General features: G+C 73.4%; 13 protein-coding genes. 6 read left to right on the top strand and 7 right to left on the bottom strand.

The genetic code is table 11. The features are described from left to right. Positions 1–127: 127 nt before the first annotated feature. Both AB0K25_RS17210 and AB0K25_RS17205 read left to right on the top strand, forming a co-directional pair. The gene (locus tag AB0K25_RS17210) at positions 128–607 is read left to right on the top strand and encodes a cytidine deaminase (protein WP_208568985.1); all 480 of its coding nucleotides are present in this window, start codon (positions 128–130) and stop codon (positions 605–607) included. A gap of 141 nt (positions 608–748) precedes the next feature. Further along, entirely contained in the window at positions 749–961 is a 213-nt protein-coding gene (locus tag AB0K25_RS17205) for a hypothetical protein (protein ID WP_363821054.1), read from the top strand. Between the two features lie 460 nt (positions 962–1421). On the opposite strand, the gene AB0K25_RS17200 is transcribed toward AB0K25_RS17205, so the two are convergent. From AB0K25_RS17200 to AB0K25_RS17190, 3 genes are all read right to left on the bottom strand, one after another. Beyond that, on the bottom strand, positions 1422–2066 hold the full coding sequence (locus AB0K25_RS17200; RefSeq protein ID WP_208568983.1) for a hypothetical protein: 645 nt from the start codon (positions 2064–2066) through the stop codon (positions 1422–1424). A gap of 283 nt (positions 2067–2349) precedes the next feature. Next, on the bottom strand, positions 2350–4284 hold the full coding sequence (locus tag AB0K25_RS17195; protein WP_363821051.1) for a hypothetical protein: 1935 nt from the start codon (positions 4282–4284) through the stop codon (positions 2350–2352). Next, positions 4272–4607, bottom strand: a complete 336-nt coding sequence (locus AB0K25_RS17190) for a helix-turn-helix transcriptional regulator (RefSeq protein ID WP_219469388.1) — start codon at positions 4605–4607, stop codon at positions 4272–4274. The genes AB0K25_RS17195 and AB0K25_RS17190 overlap by 13 nt, the downstream gene beginning before the upstream one ends. Before the next feature lie 502 nt (positions 4608–5109). Between AB0K25_RS17190 and AB0K25_RS17185 the strand changes: the two genes are divergently transcribed. Further along, on the top strand, positions 5110–6546 hold the full coding sequence (locus tag AB0K25_RS17185) for a hypothetical protein (protein WP_363821048.1): 1437 nt from the start codon (positions 5110–5112) through the stop codon (positions 6544–6546). 209 nt (positions 6547–6755) lie between these two features. Here the strand turns inward: AB0K25_RS17185 and AB0K25_RS17180 are convergent, their stop codons facing one another. Both AB0K25_RS17180 and trmB read right to left on the bottom strand, forming a co-directional pair. Next, on the bottom strand, positions 6756–9269 hold the full coding sequence (locus tag AB0K25_RS17180; RefSeq protein WP_363821045.1) for a DUF3516 domain-containing protein: 2514 nt from the start codon (positions 9267–9269) through the stop codon (positions 6756–6758). A 152-nt stretch (positions 9270–9421) separates the two neighbouring features. After that, positions 9422–10051: a tRNA (guanosine(46)-N7)-methyltransferase TrmB gene (gene trmB / locus AB0K25_RS17175; protein ID WP_219470850.1), complete on the bottom strand. Its 630-nt coding sequence runs from the start codon at positions 10049–10051 to the stop codon at positions 9422–9424. A 214-nt stretch (positions 10052–10265) separates the two neighbouring features. Between trmB and AB0K25_RS17170 the strand changes: the two genes are divergently transcribed. The 3 genes from AB0K25_RS17170 to AB0K25_RS17160 all read left to right on the top strand — a co-directional run bounded on the left by AB0K25_RS17170 (position 10266) and on the right by AB0K25_RS17160 (position 13302). Beyond that, positions 10266–10958 carry a hypothetical protein gene (locus AB0K25_RS17170; protein ID WP_357535975.1) on the top strand — a complete coding sequence of 231 codons (693 nt, stop codon included), beginning with the start codon at positions 10266–10268 and terminating at the stop codon, positions 10956–10958. 302 nt (positions 10959–11260) lie between these two features. Then, positions 11261–11872, top strand: a complete 612-nt coding sequence (locus AB0K25_RS17165; RefSeq protein ID WP_219469397.1) for a class F sortase — start codon at positions 11261–11263, stop codon at positions 11870–11872. 155 nt (positions 11873–12027) lie between these two features. Then, positions 12028–13302 carry a lanthionine synthetase LanC family protein gene (locus tag AB0K25_RS17160; protein WP_363821042.1) on the top strand — a complete coding sequence of 425 codons (1275 nt, stop codon included), beginning with the start codon at positions 12028–12030 and terminating at the stop codon, positions 13300–13302. Between the two features lie 37 nt (positions 13303–13339). Here AB0K25_RS17160 and AB0K25_RS17155 read toward each other — a convergent pair whose 3' ends face one another. Both AB0K25_RS17155 and AB0K25_RS17150 read right to left on the bottom strand, forming a co-directional pair. Beyond that, a complete protein-coding gene (locus AB0K25_RS17155; protein WP_219469403.1) occupies positions 13340–13657 on the bottom strand; it encodes an antibiotic biosynthesis monooxygenase in 318 nt (105 codons plus the stop codon). A 745-nt stretch (positions 13658–14402) separates the two neighbouring features. Next, positions 14403–15197: an exodeoxyribonuclease III gene (locus tag AB0K25_RS17150; RefSeq protein WP_357535969.1), complete on the bottom strand. Its 795-nt coding sequence runs from the start codon at positions 15195–15197 to the stop codon at positions 14403–14405. Between the last annotated feature and the right edge of the window lie 222 nt (positions 15198–15419).

Raw genomic sequence — 15419 nt, 5'->3', positions numbered from 1 at the left:
GACGCAGGTCACGGTGCTGCGGGCCGGGCGGTCCAGGTGTCGCCGCGTCCGTCGGAGCGCTGCCCGGGAAACCGGCCGTCGCCGGGCTACGCTGACCGCCGGACGACGCGACACGGGGGGCTGCCGGATGACGACGACGATGCTGGACACCGACCGCGCACTGGTCCAGGCGGCCACTGCGGTCGCCAAGCTGCGCTGCCGCAGCGACAACCACTCCGTCGCGGCGGCCGCCCGGACCGCCGACGGCCGGGTGTTCACCGGGGTGAACCTCGCCCACTTCACCGGCGGCCCCTGCGCCGAGCTGGTGGCCCTCGGCGCCGCCGCCACCCAGGGGGAGACGGAACTGGAGACCATCGTCGCCGTGGGCGACCGGGGGCGCGGGGTGCTTCCGCCGTGCGGACGATGCCGGCAGGTACTGCTCGACTACCACCCGGGCATCCAGGTCATCGTCGGGCCGATCGACGCGCTGCGGAAACTGCCGGTGACCGACCTGCTGCCGGACAGCTACGTCTGGGCCGACCAGCAGCTGGATGCGTCGGCGATCGTGCGGACCGGGCAGTGGCCGATGCCGACGGTCCCGGCCAGCCGGCCCGCCTCGGAGGACTGACCCGGCGTCGAGCCCCGATCCCTCCCGGTCCCGGCTTCTCGGTGTGGAGCCCCTGTTCTCTACTCCTCGGTCCTTGGCGTCAACCCGTGGGCCGATTCTTGGTGTCGAACCGTGGGCCGATCCTTGGCGTCGCTGGACTCGGTGGAGGCGTTCCTGCGCGGTCTTCTCGGCTGGCGCGAGTTCTTCCGGCAGCTACCCGTGGGCCGCTCCTTGGTGTCGAACCGTGGGTCCTCGGTGTCGACGTCGGGGTCTCGATCCGTCAGGGCAAGCGTGACGCATGACGTCTCCGGCGATGTCTGGAAGATCCGCGTCGGCATCGCCAACAAGATCCTCGATGCCCTGGCCAGCACCTGACGGACTGATCCACCTCGCCCGCCCTCCGAAGTAGGACGGGCCTCCTCCCCGGACCCGGGTCTCCTTCCTTGGCACCAGGGGCCCTGCCCCGAACCCTGGGGGTCCTTGCTCGGCACCGTGGCCCCTTCCCTGACACCTGGGCCCCTTCCCCGGCACCGGGTGCGTCTTTTCCGACCGCAGTTGGAGGCCACTACATCCTGGTTCGAGCACGATCTTGCGCCGCGCGGACCCGCATCCTCGGCCTCGCTACGCCGGTCCCCGTGGTACCGAGTCCAGGGGGCGTCCGCGCGGCGGGATGGGCGGGGTGGTGAAAGCCAGCAGCGTCCGAGCCTCGACGCTGCTGGGGGGTGCGCTGCTGGGTGGGCCGGGGGAGGGTGGTCGCGGTGGGTCGGTGGGCTGCCGGTGGGCGCTGGCCGGTCCGGGTGGGCTCTGCTCCTCCCGGACCGGCCGTTGCCCGGGATCAGGCGGCGGTGGACCAGATGGCGCGGAAGGCGGCGGCCTCGCCGGCCAACCACTGCTCCACCTGTGCCGACTTGACGTGCTCGGGTGTCCGGTGCGCCACCCCCCGCCGCACGTCGACCAGGACCGGCTCGGCGTGCGGCAGCACCGCGTCCATGTGTCGGGCCATCAGGTGCAGGGTGGCCAACGCCGCCTCCTCGCTCGGCGGGGTCTCGTCGAAGTGCAGCCGGACCGCCTCGGCGTGACCGTCGGCGTACCGGATGCCGAAGTGGGGGTTGATCTTGACGGGTAGGTCGCCGAGCATCGCGAGGGCGTCGCGGGTCTGCGCCAGGTCGATGCCGGCCGGCTCGCCCAGCGACTCCAGCCAGGCCGTCGCGCCGGGCACCAGTGCCTGGTAGAGCGGACGCCAGCGCGGCTTGACCACGTCGGCCACGCCGGCCAGGTGGGTGCCGCCGGTGTGGAAGGCGATGTCGGCCTTGAGCGCCTTGACGAACTGGCCGTGCGGGTTGAAGCCGTGCCGGCTGGCTCGCTGCTTGCGCAGCCCGCCGACGAAGCTTGCCTTGGTGGGCCCGGTGCGGTCGACGTACCGGGTGAAGCCGAGGAGGGTGGCGTACGGCGTGAGGGGGGCGTTGACGGGCGCGGTCACGAGCGTCCTCCCAGGTCAGGAACTCGATTAGTACATACATTCTAATCGACGGGTGTGACATCTCCCAGGGTCTGGAGGGGGGTTCTCTTGTCCTGTCCAGTCGAGCCTTGCGGTGTCCAGATCCACCTGGCGGGGGTTGACATGGAACGGTCCGTTCGTGGCGTACACGATGCAGGTCTGACGGACTCCGCGATGACCGTCCAGACCTACTTTCGGGGCGCTGGCCAGCGACCAGCCGACCGAGATCTTCGGCTGGACCGGCCAGCAGCCGTGTCCGCGCTGCTCAGGAGCCCTGGAACGCCCGCCAGAACGGCGGCTCGCCTTGACCGGCCGGTGCGGTGACGCCCGACTCCGGCAATCCCGGCGCCGGGTCCAACACCAGCGGCCGCAGCAGCCGCGCCACCACCAGGCCGACCACCACCGCGATCAGCGCTCCGATGGTGTCCTGGTCGGCGCTGTTGACCGGCGGGCTGCCGGCCATCGCGGTGAATAGGCTGCCGACCGGCAGGAGGATCGAGAGGTAGGTCAGCGGCACGATCAGCGCAGGGATGGCGACTGCAGCGACGGCGAGGGCCACCATGGGGCGCAGCCACTGCCGGGCCGTGCGCGGGCGGGGCCCGGCCAGCATCACCACGGCGAACAGGGCCAGCGCGAGGGCCAGCAGGACCCCGTGGAACCGGCCGTCAACGGGCTGCGGATACCGCAGGCGCACCAGCCACGGGCCGGCGGCGGCGAGCAGGACGGCCGCAGCCGTGGCGGCGGCCCGCCAGCGGCTGACCGTCCCGGCCGCGCGGACCGCGGCGAGCACGGCGACCGCCGCAAGCAGCGAACCAGCAGCCGCACTGCCCAGGTTCAATCCGGGCTCCCCGTCGGTCGGTGACTCGGTCTGGGTCGTGATGGCCGACAGCACGGCGGCGACGATCGCCACGGTCAGCAGCACCGGCGGGCGGGGCACGACCGCTGCGGCGCCGATGACTGCACAGGCCACCACGGCGACCGAGACCGCCGCGACAGCCAGCCCGGTGGTGGCCGAGGACGTCAGGTCCAGCTGGTCGAGCACGATGTCGGCGGCCAGCCCGGCGACCCCGCCGAACAGCACGCCGCGGGTGGCCCGGCGGTCCCCGCGTACCTGCACGACCAGGCTCAGGACGATCGCGATCAACGCGCTCCAGCGCAGTTCCCGGGCCCAGTACGTGTTGTTCTCGCCGATCGCGCCGTCGGTCGGCTCGCTCAACGGTTGCCACACCGTCATGCCGATCGCCCACACCAGCGCCGCGGCGGCGGCCAGCACCGTCAGCACAACCCGGACCACGGTGACCCGGGGGCCGGCGGCCGGAACCGCAACGGCGGGTACGGCAGCCGAGGCCCGCGACGCGAGCCCGTCCTCGGCCGGTGCCGACCAGCGGCGCACCACGGCCCGGCCGAAGACGACCGCACACACCGTCCACGGCAGCAGGAACAGTCCGACGCCGGCCAGCTGGTCTGGTAGGAGGAACATCGGCACGCCCGGGACGCCCTGCGACAACAGCACGCCGACGACGGGCGGCAGGACCACGGCGACCGGCACGGCGACCACCGGCCAGATCCGGGCGCCGCGGATGCCGGTGACCACCAGCAACCCGGTGGTCACCGCCCACACCGCGGCCATCGCCACGGACACCACCAGCGGTTCGTAGGTCAGCTCGGCCAGAACGTACGGCATCGGCACGGCCAGCGGCACGACCACCGAGGCGGCGGCGCCCAGACTGCCTGCCGGGCCCGGCTCCGGCGCCACACGCCGACCGGCCCACCGACCCACCAGGACGGCGTAGACCATCACCACGGCGGCGGTCACGCCGGCATGGAACAGGCGGCCGATCAGGAACCCGGTGTCGTCGGCCGGCACGAGTTCCGGCAGTGACGTGACCATCTCCCGGACGACCAGGGCCAGCCCGTAGCCGAAAGCGCCGGCCATCGCTACCCGCGCCATGGTCCGCAGCGTCGCCCCAGCCCGCATCCACTCCCAGCTGCCGCGTGGCGCCCCACTCTCGTCGAAGGTCAGCGGCGTGACGGCGAGACTGGCCGCGAAGGCCATCCGGCGCCATCCGGTGCCGCGGCGCTGCCGCAGCATGGCGACCTCGGCGACCCATTCGCGGGCCATGTCGTCGCGCTGGCTGACCGGCCAGCGCCGGGCGGCCGTCCGCAGGCAGGCCGCGATCAGCCGGTCTACGAAGCCCACGTCGGCTCCACCCGGACGGCCGCGCCGGGCGTGGCGGTGCGCTGCCGGTAGGCGGCGAGCCCGGCCCGGGCGGCCACGAGGCCGTCGGCGCTGAGCCGGTACCAGCGACGGGCCGGCCGGCCCGCCGCGGAGGGATCGATGTCCTCCCAGTGCGCGTCGAGCCAGCCGGCGTGCTGCAGCCGGCTGAGGATCGGGTAGACGGTACCGCTGGGATAGCCGGTCACCTGCATGATGTCGAGGCCGTACCGTTCGGCTGCCGGGTCGGTGAGAAACGCCGCCAGCACGCCGGCCACGGCGGCCGTCATGCGAGGGGATGACGCCATGGGCCGTACGCTACATAGGGTCGGCGAGTTTGGCTACATAGGGTCTCAGAGATGGCCGGCGCCGCATCGTTGCGGTCCGAACATCACCGGGTCCCGGAGATCGTCGGCCCGGCGCGTCCGGTGGACGCGGCCCGCCCGCCGGAAGCTCCGGGGCGGGGGCGCGTGGCCCAGCCCCGTGTGGTCGACCCCCGGGCGGGGCTGTCACCTGGCACAACGTACGTGCCCGGTTCCGTTGCACCGTTTTCTCGAATGCCTACTCCCGACAGTCGCCCACAATTTCGGTGCTTTCGCTTGACCCGTCGTGCCGCCGGTGGCAACCATTGATTGTCGACATCCAATCCAGGATCGGGGCGTCGAATCGCCGACGTAGCCGCAGCTCAGACCCGGCGAGAATTGCACCCAACGGAATTGTTCCCGCAATGCGCGTCAAATTCTGGCCGCCCATCCGAATGCGGTACGGGTGTCGAGAAACTGTCTGTCCACCACACCTCGGGGGAGCATCGTGGACCCAATCATGTACTGGAACGAGGTCGCTCTGGAAGCGGACCGGGTCACCCACACGACGGGTGATCCGACCGAGGCGGGGGCGCGGGGCCCGCTCGGCAGTTCGCGGGCGCTGGCCATCACCCACCTCGCCATGCACGACGCGTTCTTCGGCATCGTCGGCGGGCAGGAGCCGTACCTCGGCAACCGGCTGCCGACGCCGCCGACCGGGGGCGACGTGGCCGCCGCCGTCGCGGGCGCGGCCCGGACGACGCTGAGCGCGCTCTACCCGGCGCAGCGGGACCACTTCGCGGCCCGGCACCTCGCGGCCGGGCTGGTCGACGGCAAACACGCCGCCGAGAGCCACGACTACGGGCGGCGGGTGGCCGGGAAGCTGCTGGCGCTGCGCCGGGGCGACCCTGGTCACAGCGACGAGGGCTACGTGCCCTCGCTCGCCCCGGAACACCACCGGGAGGACCCGGACAACCCCGGGCAGGGCTTCTACGCGCCCTTCCACGGTGCCCGCTCAGCCTGCTTCGCGGTCAGCGTCCGCCACCGTCTGGACGGCCCGCCGCGTCCCGGCGACCGGGCCTACCGGCGGGCCCTGCGGCAGATCCGCGGCAAGGGCATCGCCGCGCACCTCACCGGTACGCTGCCCGACCGGTTCCCGCAGCGGACGCCCACCGAAACCGGCATCGGGCTGTTCTGGGCCTACGACGGTGCCAAGGGCCTCGGCACGCCACCACGACTGTTCAACCAGATCGTCCGGCGGGTCGCCCGGGCGCGGGACAACGACCCGGCCGCCAACGCCAGGCTGTTCGCACTGGTCAACACCGCGATGGCGGACGGTGGGATTCTCTGCTGGACCGAGAAGTACCGCCACGACCTGTGGCGTCCGGTGGTCGGGATCCGGGAGCACGACAGTGCGCTGGGGCCGACCGGACAGGGCGGTACGGAACTGGACCCGGACACTGACATCGGGTGGCTGCCGTCGGGTGCGCCGAACACCAACAACGTCGGGCAGAAGAACCGCACCCCGAACTTCCCCGCCTACCCGTCGGGTCACGCGACGTTCGGTGCGGCGGCACTGCAGACGGTGCGCCAGTTCTATGGCCGGGGCGGCCACGGCCCGGACGACCTCGCCGACGGGCTGGAGTTCGTGTCCGACGAACTGAACGGCATCAGCGTGGACAACACCGGCACGGTACGTCCACGCCTGGCACGCCGGTTCCCCGGCGGGCTGTGGCAGATGATCGAGGAGAACGGTCGTAGCCGGGTCTACCTCGGGGTGCACTGGGTGTTCGACGCGTTCGCCGTGGACGACGAGGACCGGATCGATCTCGGCCCCAACGTCGGCGGTGTGCGGCTCGGGCTGGCCGTGGCCGACGATCTCGCGACGCACGGTCTGCACGCCGCCACGGCGGCGGGACCGGCCGAGGAACCCGCCGGTTCCTGACCGATCCGGTCACCCGGGCGGTGCGGGCGCACCGTGGGCGAGGTGGCGGTGTCACCAACAGGTGATGCCGCCGCCTCGCCGGGGCCGGGTCGAGCACCGTGGCGGAGCGGGGCCGAGCACCGTGGCGGGGCCGGGTCGAGCACGGTCGGCGGGGCCGGGTCGACCACCGTCAGGTCGATCCGGCAGCCGACCGCACCCCGACCTCCGCGCTAGAGCTGCCCGACGTCCGTCACCCGGACGACGGCGGCCCCCACCTCGTCCGAGGCGGCCAGGTCGACCTCGGCGCTGATCCCCCAGTCGTGGTCGCCCTCCGGGTCGTCCAGGATCTGCCGGACGGCCCACTTCTCCCGCCCCTGTTCGATCATGAGCAGCGCCGGGCCGCGCGCGTCCGGCCCCACCCCGATCCCGTCGTACGCCTCGAAGTACGGCTCCAGCGCCTCCGCCCAGGCGTCGGCGTCCCAGCCCGATGCGCCGTCCAGCTCGCCGAGGTCCCACCAGCGGCGCAGGGCGGCCAGCTCGACCCGACGGAACAACGCGTTGCGGACCAGCACCCGGAAGGCGCGGGCGTTGCGGGTGACCGCCGGCACCCGCTCCTCAAGCGACGCGTGCGCCAATGCGGCGTCGGCGACGTCGGAGGGGTTGCGCAGCCGCTCCCACTCGTCGATCAGGCTGGAGTCGACCTGGCGGACCAGCTCGCCCAGCCACTCGATGAGGTCGATCAGCTCCTCGGTCTTGGCGTCCTCCGGGACGGTCTGCCGCAGCGTCTTGTACGCGTCGGCGAGGTAGCGCAGGACGAGGCCCTCGGAGCGGGTCAGCCCGTAGAACTGCACGTACTCGCCGAAGGTCATCGCGCGTTCGTACATGTCCCGCACGACGGACTTGGGGGAGAGCTGGTGGTCGGCCACCCAGGGGTGCCCCTGCCGGTACATCTCGTACGCGGCGTGCAGCAGCTCCGCCAGCGGCTTCGGCCAGGTCACCTCGTCGAGCAGCTCCATGCGGGCCTCGTACTCGATGCCGTCGGCCTTCATCGCGGCGACCGCCTCGCCGCGCGCCTTGAACTGCTGCGCGGAGAGCACCTGGCGGGGGTCGTCGAGGATCGACTCGATCACGCTCAACACGTCCAGGGCGTACGACGGGGACTCGACGTCGAGCAGTTCGATGGCGGCCAGCGCCAGCGGCGACAGCGGCTGGTTGAGCGCGAAGTCGAGCTGGAGGTCGACGGTGAGCCGGACCCGCCGGCCGGTCTCGTCGGGCGTGTCGAGCTGCTCGACCACCCCACCGGCGCGCAACGCCCGGTAGATGGCGATCGCCCGACGGATGTGTCGGCGCTGGGCAGCGGCGTCCTCGTGGTTGTCGGTGAGCAGGTGCCGCATCGAGGCGAACGCGTCACCCGGCCGGCCGATCACGTTGAGCAGCATCGAGTGGCTGACCTGGAAGCTGGAGGTGAGCGGCTCCGGCTCGGCCTCGACCAGGCGCTGGAAGGTCGGCTCGCCCCAGCCGATCGAGCCCTCCGGTGGTTTCTTCTTCACCACCTTGCGGCGTTTCTTCGGGTCGTCGCCGGCCTTGGCCAGCGCTTTCTCGTTGTCGATGACGTGTTCGGGGGCCTGCACCACGACCCGCCCGATGGTGTCGAAGCCGGCCCGTCCGGCCCGACCCGCGATCTGGTGGAACTCGCGGGCCTTGAGCAGCCGGGTGCGTACCCCGTCGTACTTGCTCAGGCCGGTGAACAGCACGGTGCGGATCGGCACGTTGATGCCCACGCCCAACGTGTCGGTGCCGCAGATGACCTTCAGCAGGCCGGCCTGGGCCAGGGTCTCCACGAGCCGGCGGTACTTGGGCAGCATCCCGGCGTGGTGCACGCCGATGCCGTGGCGCACCAGCCTCGGCAGCGTCTTGCCGAAACCGGAGGTGAACCGGAAGTTCCCGATCGCGGTGGCGATCATGTCCTTCTCGGCCCGGGAGCAGACGTTGACGCTCATCAGCGCCTGGGCGCGTTCCAGCGCCGCGGCCTGGGTGAAGTGCACCACGTACACCGGGGCCTGCTTGGTCTCCAGCAGCTCTTCGAGCGTTTCGTGCAGCGGCGTCATCGCGTACGAGAAGATCAGCGGGACCGGCCGCTCGGCCGACCGGACGACGGCGGTGGACCGGCCGGTACGCCGGGTCAGGTCGTCGACGAACCGGGTGGTGTCCCCCAGGGTGGCCGACATCAGCACGAACTGCGCCTGCGGCAGCTCGATGATCGGCACCTGCCAGGCCCAACCCCGGTCGGGCTCGGCATAGAAGTGGAACTCGTCCATCACCACCTGGCCGACGTCGGCCCGTGCCCCCTCGCGTAGCGCCAGGTTGGCCAGGATCTCGGCGGTGCAGCAGATGATCGGGGCGTCAGCGTTGACGCTGGCGTCGCCGGTGAGCATGCCGACGTTCTCCGCGCCGAACACCTCGCACAGCGCGAAGAACTTCTCCGACACCAGGGCCTTGATCGGGGCGGTGTAGAAGCTCGTCCGGTCGTCGGCCAGGGCGGTGAAGTGCGCCGCGATCGCAACCAGGCTCTTGCCCGAACCGGTCGGCGTATTCATGATCACGTTGGCGCCGGAGACGATCTCGATGACCGCCTCCTCCTGGTGGGGGTAGAGGTTCAGCCCACGCTCGGACGCCCAGCCGGCGAACGCGTCGAAGAGGGTGTCGGGGTCGGCGCTTCGAGGCAGCGCGGCAGTCAGCGTCATAGCGTCCCCATCGTGCCCGCACCACCACCCCGCCCGCCAACCGGGCCACCCGCCCGCCCCGATCGGTCCCCGCCACCCGCCCGGTTTCCCGGATGGCCGAGGAGGCGGTGTCGCCGGCGGTCGGATACCGCCGGGCGGGCGGTCCGACGGGCTCAGGGGCGGCGGCGGTGGATCAGGTCGAAGACGGGACGCCCGGCGGTCAGCGCGCGGCGTTCGAACTTGGTCACCGGGCGGTGGTCGGGGCGGGGCGCAAAGCCTGCGTACCCGTCGACCAGCTCCGGGTCGGCGGTCAGCGTCGAGCGCATCGACTCGGCGTACTCGGCCCAGTCGGTGGCGCAGTGCAGCGTCCCGCCGCCGGCCAGCCGGGACCGCAGCAACGCCACGTGCTCCGGCTGGATGATGCGCCGCTTGTGGTGCCGCGACTTGGGCCACGGGTCGGGAAAGAACACGTGCACCGCGTCCAGACAGCGCTCCGGCATGGCCCGGACCAGGTCCAGCGCGTCACCCTGGGCGACCCGGACGTTGCCCAGGCCGTCCCGCTGCACCAGGTCGAGCAGGTGGGCGATGCCCGGGGTGTGCACCTCGACCGCGAGGTAGTCCCGGTCCGGGTCGGCGGCGGCCATCGCCGCGGTGGCGTCACCCATCCCCGAGCCGATCTCCAGCACCACCGGCGCACCGCGACCGAAGAACCCGGCCGGATCGACCGGCCCGTCGAGGTCGGCGATCTCGATCCCGTACGCCGGCCAGAGCCGGGCCAGCGCGTCGGTCTGCCGGCTGCTCATCCGGCCCCGACGGGGATGGAAGGTGCGGATCCGGGTGGCCGACGGGGCCACCGGGACGGCGGGGTTCTGGTCGATGGAGGTCACAGCGACCCGAGCGTACGCGACGGTTCCGCCGTATCGGATGTGCCGTCGGTCGGGGGGTGAGACGATTCATCCCGTACGGCAGGTCGGCGTCCGGGTCGTCCGGCGCTGCCCTGGGCGCCGGGAGGGGGACATGGTGGCGATCGCGCTGTACCGCACCGCGCTGGCGGTCGCCGTCGGTGCCCTCGCCCCCGCGCTCTGGCACGCCGCCCCGGTCTCCGCTGCTCCGCCCATCTCGGCCGTCCCGGTCTCCGCTGTCCCGGTTGCGGCTGTCCCGCCGGCTGTGCCGTTGCTCGCTGGTCCGCCCCTGCTGTTGGCCGGGCCGGTCGTCGGCCCGGCGGTCGCTGCTGCGGCCCCCGGCCCGGGGCAACCCGCGCCGGACCAGGGCGGAGATCCGCAACCACCGCCCGGCGTGGTCTTCGTCGAGGTGACCCCGGGCACCGTCGAGCCTGGCTATCTGGTCGGCATCGAGGCGAGCTGTCACGACAACTCGATCCCGGCGACAGTCGTCTCGGACGCCTTCGGTCGGGTCCAGGTGCAGCCGCAGCACGGACGGCTCACCGCCGCCCCGATGGTCAGGGACCGGGTCCGGCCCGGCAACTACCGGATCAAGCTGGAATGTCCCGACGGGGCGACCGCCTCGACGGCGCTCCAGGTGGTCAAGAAGGTCAAGCCCAGCCCTGGTCCGCACACCGGCTTCGGCGGTGCGGCGGACGGCGGGTTGCCCGGCGGACTGCTGGTGCCCGGCGGGTTGGCGCTGACCATCGCCGGGGCCGTCGTCGGGATCGTGGCGGCCCGCCGGCCGCGTGGCGTCGCCGGGAGCTGACCATGCCCCCACCGCCCGTCCCCTCAGGCCCCCGTAACGGTCCGTTCCGACCGTCCCCCGGCCCGAACCCGCAGCACCACGACCCGGTCCGGCTACCCGGTGGCCAGGCGTCGCCGGGCGGCCCGGTGCCACCCCGCAGCGGTCCGTTCCCGCCACCCGGTGGGCTGATCCCGCCGGGTGTCGCTGCGTTCCCGCCGCGTGGTGGCCCGTTCCCACCGCCCGGTGGGCCGACGGCGCAGCCGGGCGTCCCCGGGCCGGCGGCGTCGCCCGGGGGCCCGGCGTCGACCCGCAGTCCCTGGTCGGTGCCGCTGGCCGTGCTGCTGGTGCTGCTGGGTGTCTTCGCCACCGGGGCCGGGCTGGGTCGTACGGTCGGGCCACTGGACCGGACCGACACGACGGCGCAGCGTCCGGCGGCCGGTGCCCGGCAGAGCCCCACGCCGGGCGGCCTGCCGGCCAGCCGACCGGTCCGGCTCACCGTTCCGACGATCAAGGTGGCCGCCCCGGTGGCCCCGGTCGGTCAGGCCCGGGACGGGTCGATCGACGTCCCGCCGCTGGACCGGCACCAGGAGACCGGCTGGTACGACCGGGGTCCGACCCCCGGCGAGCCGGGCCGGGCGATCATCGTCGGCCACGTCGACTCGAAGGACGGGCCGTCGGTCTTCTACGACCTGCGCAAACTCAAGCCAGGTGATCGGATCGAGGTGACCCGCGACGACCGCCGGGTGGTGGTGTTCCGGGTCGACTCGGTGGAGTTCTTCGACAAGTCGGCCCTGCCCGCCGACCGGGTCTACGGCGACAGCGGAGCGCCGGCCCTGCGGTTGATCACCTGTGGTGGCCAGTGGATCGGCGGGCGTACCGGCTACGCCGACAACGTCATCGCCTTCGCCTCGCTGGCCGAGACCCGCTCACCCTGACCCCCGCTCACCCTGACCCCCGCGCCCCGCCGCGCCGGCCGGGTCCGCCGCCTGACCGGGGCACGGCCGGGACCGCCCACCCCGACCGGTCGTGGCCGGGGTGTGCGCCCGATATTGCGGGGACGCCGTCGGGCGGCGGTGGCAGGATCGGCGCGGTGACGGCGGACGTGGTGCGGCAGGCGTTCAGGTGGATCGAGTCGGTGGCGGTGCCCGCCGAGGGCGGTCTGGGGTGGCAGGAGGCGGGTGAACGCTTCGACGACCTCTATGCCGGGACCGCCGGGGTGCTGCTCGGCTGTGCCGAGGCCACGGCCACCGGCCGCCACCCGGCCGATGGGCCCGTCGTCACCACGACCGACGGCGTCGCCACCGCAGCGGGGTCGGCGCTCGGCCGGGTCGCGGCCGGGGCCCGGGGTCGGCTGGTGCATCTTGCCCGGCACGAGCCGGACGCCGCGACGATGCCCGACGACGGGCTGTTCGGCGGCTGGGCCGGGGTGGCGGTCGCGTTGCGCGCCTGGGGCCGGGTCTCCGGCGACCGGGTGGCCCTCGACACCGCCGCATCGGTGACGGTCCGGATAGCCGAGCGGCTGCTGCGCCGTCCGGTGGACCCGGGCCGGTGTTCCGATGTCATCTCCGGCGACGCCGGCATCCTGCTGGCCCTCCTCGACGCCCTCGACGATGACGCCGATCCGGTGGTGGCGCAGGCGGCCCACGTCCTGGCCGACGGGCTGGTGGGGTTGGCCGAGGACCGGCCCGACGGCCTGCACTGGCGGATGCGGGCGGGCGACGAGCGCCTCATGCCCGGCTTCTCCCACGGCACGGCCGGCGTCGCCTACGTCCTGGCCACAGCCGGCGACTCCCTGCGTCGCGACGATCTGCGCGATATCGCCGTGCGCGCCGCCGACGGACTGTTGGCCCTGGGGCGCCGCCCCGGCGGGTGGGCGCTGCCGCTGCTGGTTCCGCCCCGCCCGGACCGTCCGGCGGTCACCTTCGGCTGGTGCCACGGCCCGACCGGCACGGTACGACTCTTCGCCCTCCTCGACGCCGTCGACCCGCAGCCCCGCTGGCGGCTGGCCGTCGAGGAATGCCTGGGGGCGCTGCGCGACAGCCGTCTCCCGCAGCGGCTCTACCCGGGGTACTGGGACAATCTCGCCCGCTGCTGCGGCACCGCCGGGGTCGGCCAGATGCTGGTCGACCGCTTCCAGGATGCCGGCGACCCCGCCCTGCTCACCTGGGCCGACACGCTCGCCGAGGACGTTCTCGCCCGTACCGTGTCCACCTCGGCGGGCGTCACCTGGTCGAACACCGAGCACACCAGGACCCCGCCGCAGCTGCCGCCGGAGCCCGGCTTCATGCAGGGTGCCGCCGGCATCGCCGGCTGGCTCGCCCGGCTGGCCGCCCCCGCCACCGCCCCCGTCCTGCCCTGGATCTGAGCCGCCCGCCGGCGACCGCCGCGGGCGGTATCGCCGGTCAGCCCTTGCCGGTCACCTGCTGGACCACCTCGAACTCCAGCAGCGTCGCGCCGGAGGCGACCGGCCGCCGCTGCTCGCCGCCCTCGCCGGCATGTGCGGCCCGGGACGACCCGGCGGCCCATGCCTGGTACGCCTCCTCCGTCTCCCACCGGGTGTAGACGAAGTAGCGGCTCTCCCCGGCGACCGGGCGCAGCAGCTCGAAGCCGAGGAAACCCGGGGAATTCTCCACCGCGCCAGCCCGAGCGGCGAACCGCTTCTCCAACTCCTCGCCGGCACCGGGCGGGACGTCGATCGCGTTGATCTTCACGACTGCCATCCCACCACCCTAGCCCCGCCCCTGCGGCCGGACCGTCCGGCGGCCAGCCTGGCCGTACGCCGTCGGTGGTGCCCGCGCGACGCGGAGTTGCCGTGCAGGATGCGGCGGGCGGACCCGGGGCGGCGCGTGGCGCGCGGGCTGCGGGGCGTGGGCGCATGCCGAGCGCGGGGAGACGCGCCTCCGGCGGGGGGAGCGCGGAGCGCACGCGGCTTTGTGGAGAGTTGTTGTCGCCAGGGGCGCAACAACTCTCCACAATCCGCCTGCGTCGCCCGGTCGCCGGCCGGCCGGATGGCGGGCGGGGGCGGGCAGCCGCCGGCAGAGTGGTGGGGGAGAGGCGCGGCCGGCGCGGGACGGTCAGTCGGCGGGCGGGCGGGCCCAGGTCAGGAAGCAGTCGGTCAGGTCGGCCTGGCGACCGCTGTCGAGTCGCGTCAGGTGGTCGGTCGCCTCCACCGACAACCGGGACAGCAGGATCAACAGGCCCGGCCGGTCGCCGTCGTACCTCGCGAGGAGCGCGAGTTTCGCCTCGCCGCACGGCCAGGGCCGTGCGGCGACCCGGCGCCGGTGATCCGGCCCGGCCCCCGGTAGGCCTGGAGCGTGGCGTGGCTTCGTCGACCGCGCCAAGACATCCCACCCCCGATAGGCGGCAGCGGCACGCAGGGACGCCCCGGGCGGGGCACGCCCTGACAGGAGGGGGCGCCCCCATAGGCGGGAGCCGGAACCGTTGGCGGCGCTGCCCCGGGGCGGGTCAAGGTGCGTCGACAGCTGGTTGGTCGGTGTCGACCACGATCGGGGCATGGTCGGAGGGGCCTTTGCCCTTGCGGGCCTCCCGGTCGACGTACGCGGCGTGGACCGTCGCGGCCAGCGGCGCGGACGCGTACACCAGATCGATGCGCATGCCCTTGTTCTGGTGGAACATGCCGGCCCGGTAGTCCCAGTAGGTGTATGGGTGCGGGCCCTTCATCGGGGTGGGCACCACGTCGCTGAGCCCGAGGTCGCGCAGGGCGGCCAGGGCGGCCCGCTCGGCGGGGGTGACATGCGTGGAGGTGACGAAGAGCGCCGGGTCCCAGACGTCGGCGTCGGTCGGGGCGACGTTGAAGTCCCCGCAGACGGCGACCGGCCCACCGGCGGCCACCTCCGGTTCCAGGGCGTCCCGCAGCGCCGCGAACCAGGCCAGCTTGTACGCGTAGTGCGGGTCGTCGACCGCCCGGCCGTTCGGGACGTACACCGACCAGATCCGGACCCCGGCGCAGGTGGCGGAGATGGCGCGGGCCTCGGGCTGCGGAAAGCCCGGTTCGCCGGGGAAGCCGACGGTGACGTCGGTCAGGCCGACGCGGGACAGGATCGCCACCCCGTTCCACCGGCCGTCGCTGTGGCTGGCCACCTCGTAGCCCAGCTCACCGACCTCGGCGACCGGGAAGGCCCCGTCCGGGCACTTGGTCTCCTGGAGGCAGACCACGTCGGGGGTGGTGCCGGCGAGCCAGTCCAGCAGCCGGGGGAGGCGGGCCTTCACCGAGTTCACGTTCCAGGTCGCCAGGCGCATGTGCCCAGCCTGCCGCATCCCGGCCCGCCCCGCCGGGCAGCGGAGTCGGCGTGGTCACCGGCTCCCCGCCGCTGCGGGCTCCGCGCACCGCCGATCCTGGCGGCGCAGGGGCTCGCCGATCCTGGCGGCGCGGGGGCTCGCCGGGCCGCCCTCGGCGTGCCGGTACCTCGGGGATGACCGGGCGGCGGCGTCCCGGGTCGGGTCGCCGCCGCCGTGGTACGG

It is taken from the genome of Micromonospora sp. NPDC049257 (assembly GCF_040678915.1).
GTDB classification, from domain to species: Bacteria; Actinomycetota; Actinomycetes; order Mycobacteriales; family Micromonosporaceae; genus Micromonospora; species Micromonospora antibiotica.
The sequence above is the reverse complement of the archived record's forward strand: the minus strand, read 5'-3'. Positions and strand labels throughout refer to the sequence as shown.

Coding starts and splice junctions, on each gene's coding strand:
- AB0K25_RS17210 (WP_208568985.1), top strand. CDS start 128: ATGACGACGACGATGCTGGACACCGACCGCGCACTGGTCCAGGCGGCC.
- AB0K25_RS17190 (WP_219469388.1), bottom strand. CDS start 4,607: ATGGCGTCATCCCCTCGCATGACGGCCGCCGTGGCCGGCGTGCTGGCG.
- AB0K25_RS17180 (WP_363821045.1), bottom strand. CDS start 9,269: ATGACGCTGACTGCCGCGCTGCCTCGAAGCGCCGACCCCGACACCCTC.
- trmB (WP_219470850.1), bottom strand. CDS start 10,051: ATGAGCAGCCGGCAGACCGACGCGCTGGCCCGGCTCTGGCCGGCGTAC.
- AB0K25_RS17170 (WP_357535975.1), top strand. CDS start 10,266: ATGGTGGCGATCGCGCTGTACCGCACCGCGCTGGCGGTCGCCGTCGGT.
- AB0K25_RS17155 (WP_219469403.1), bottom strand. CDS start 13,657: ATGGCAGTCGTGAAGATCAACGCGATCGACGTCCCGCCCGGTGCCGGC.
- AB0K25_RS17150 (WP_357535969.1), bottom strand. CDS start 15,197: ATGCGCCTGGCGACCTGGAACGTGAACTCGGTGAAGGCCCGCCTCCCC.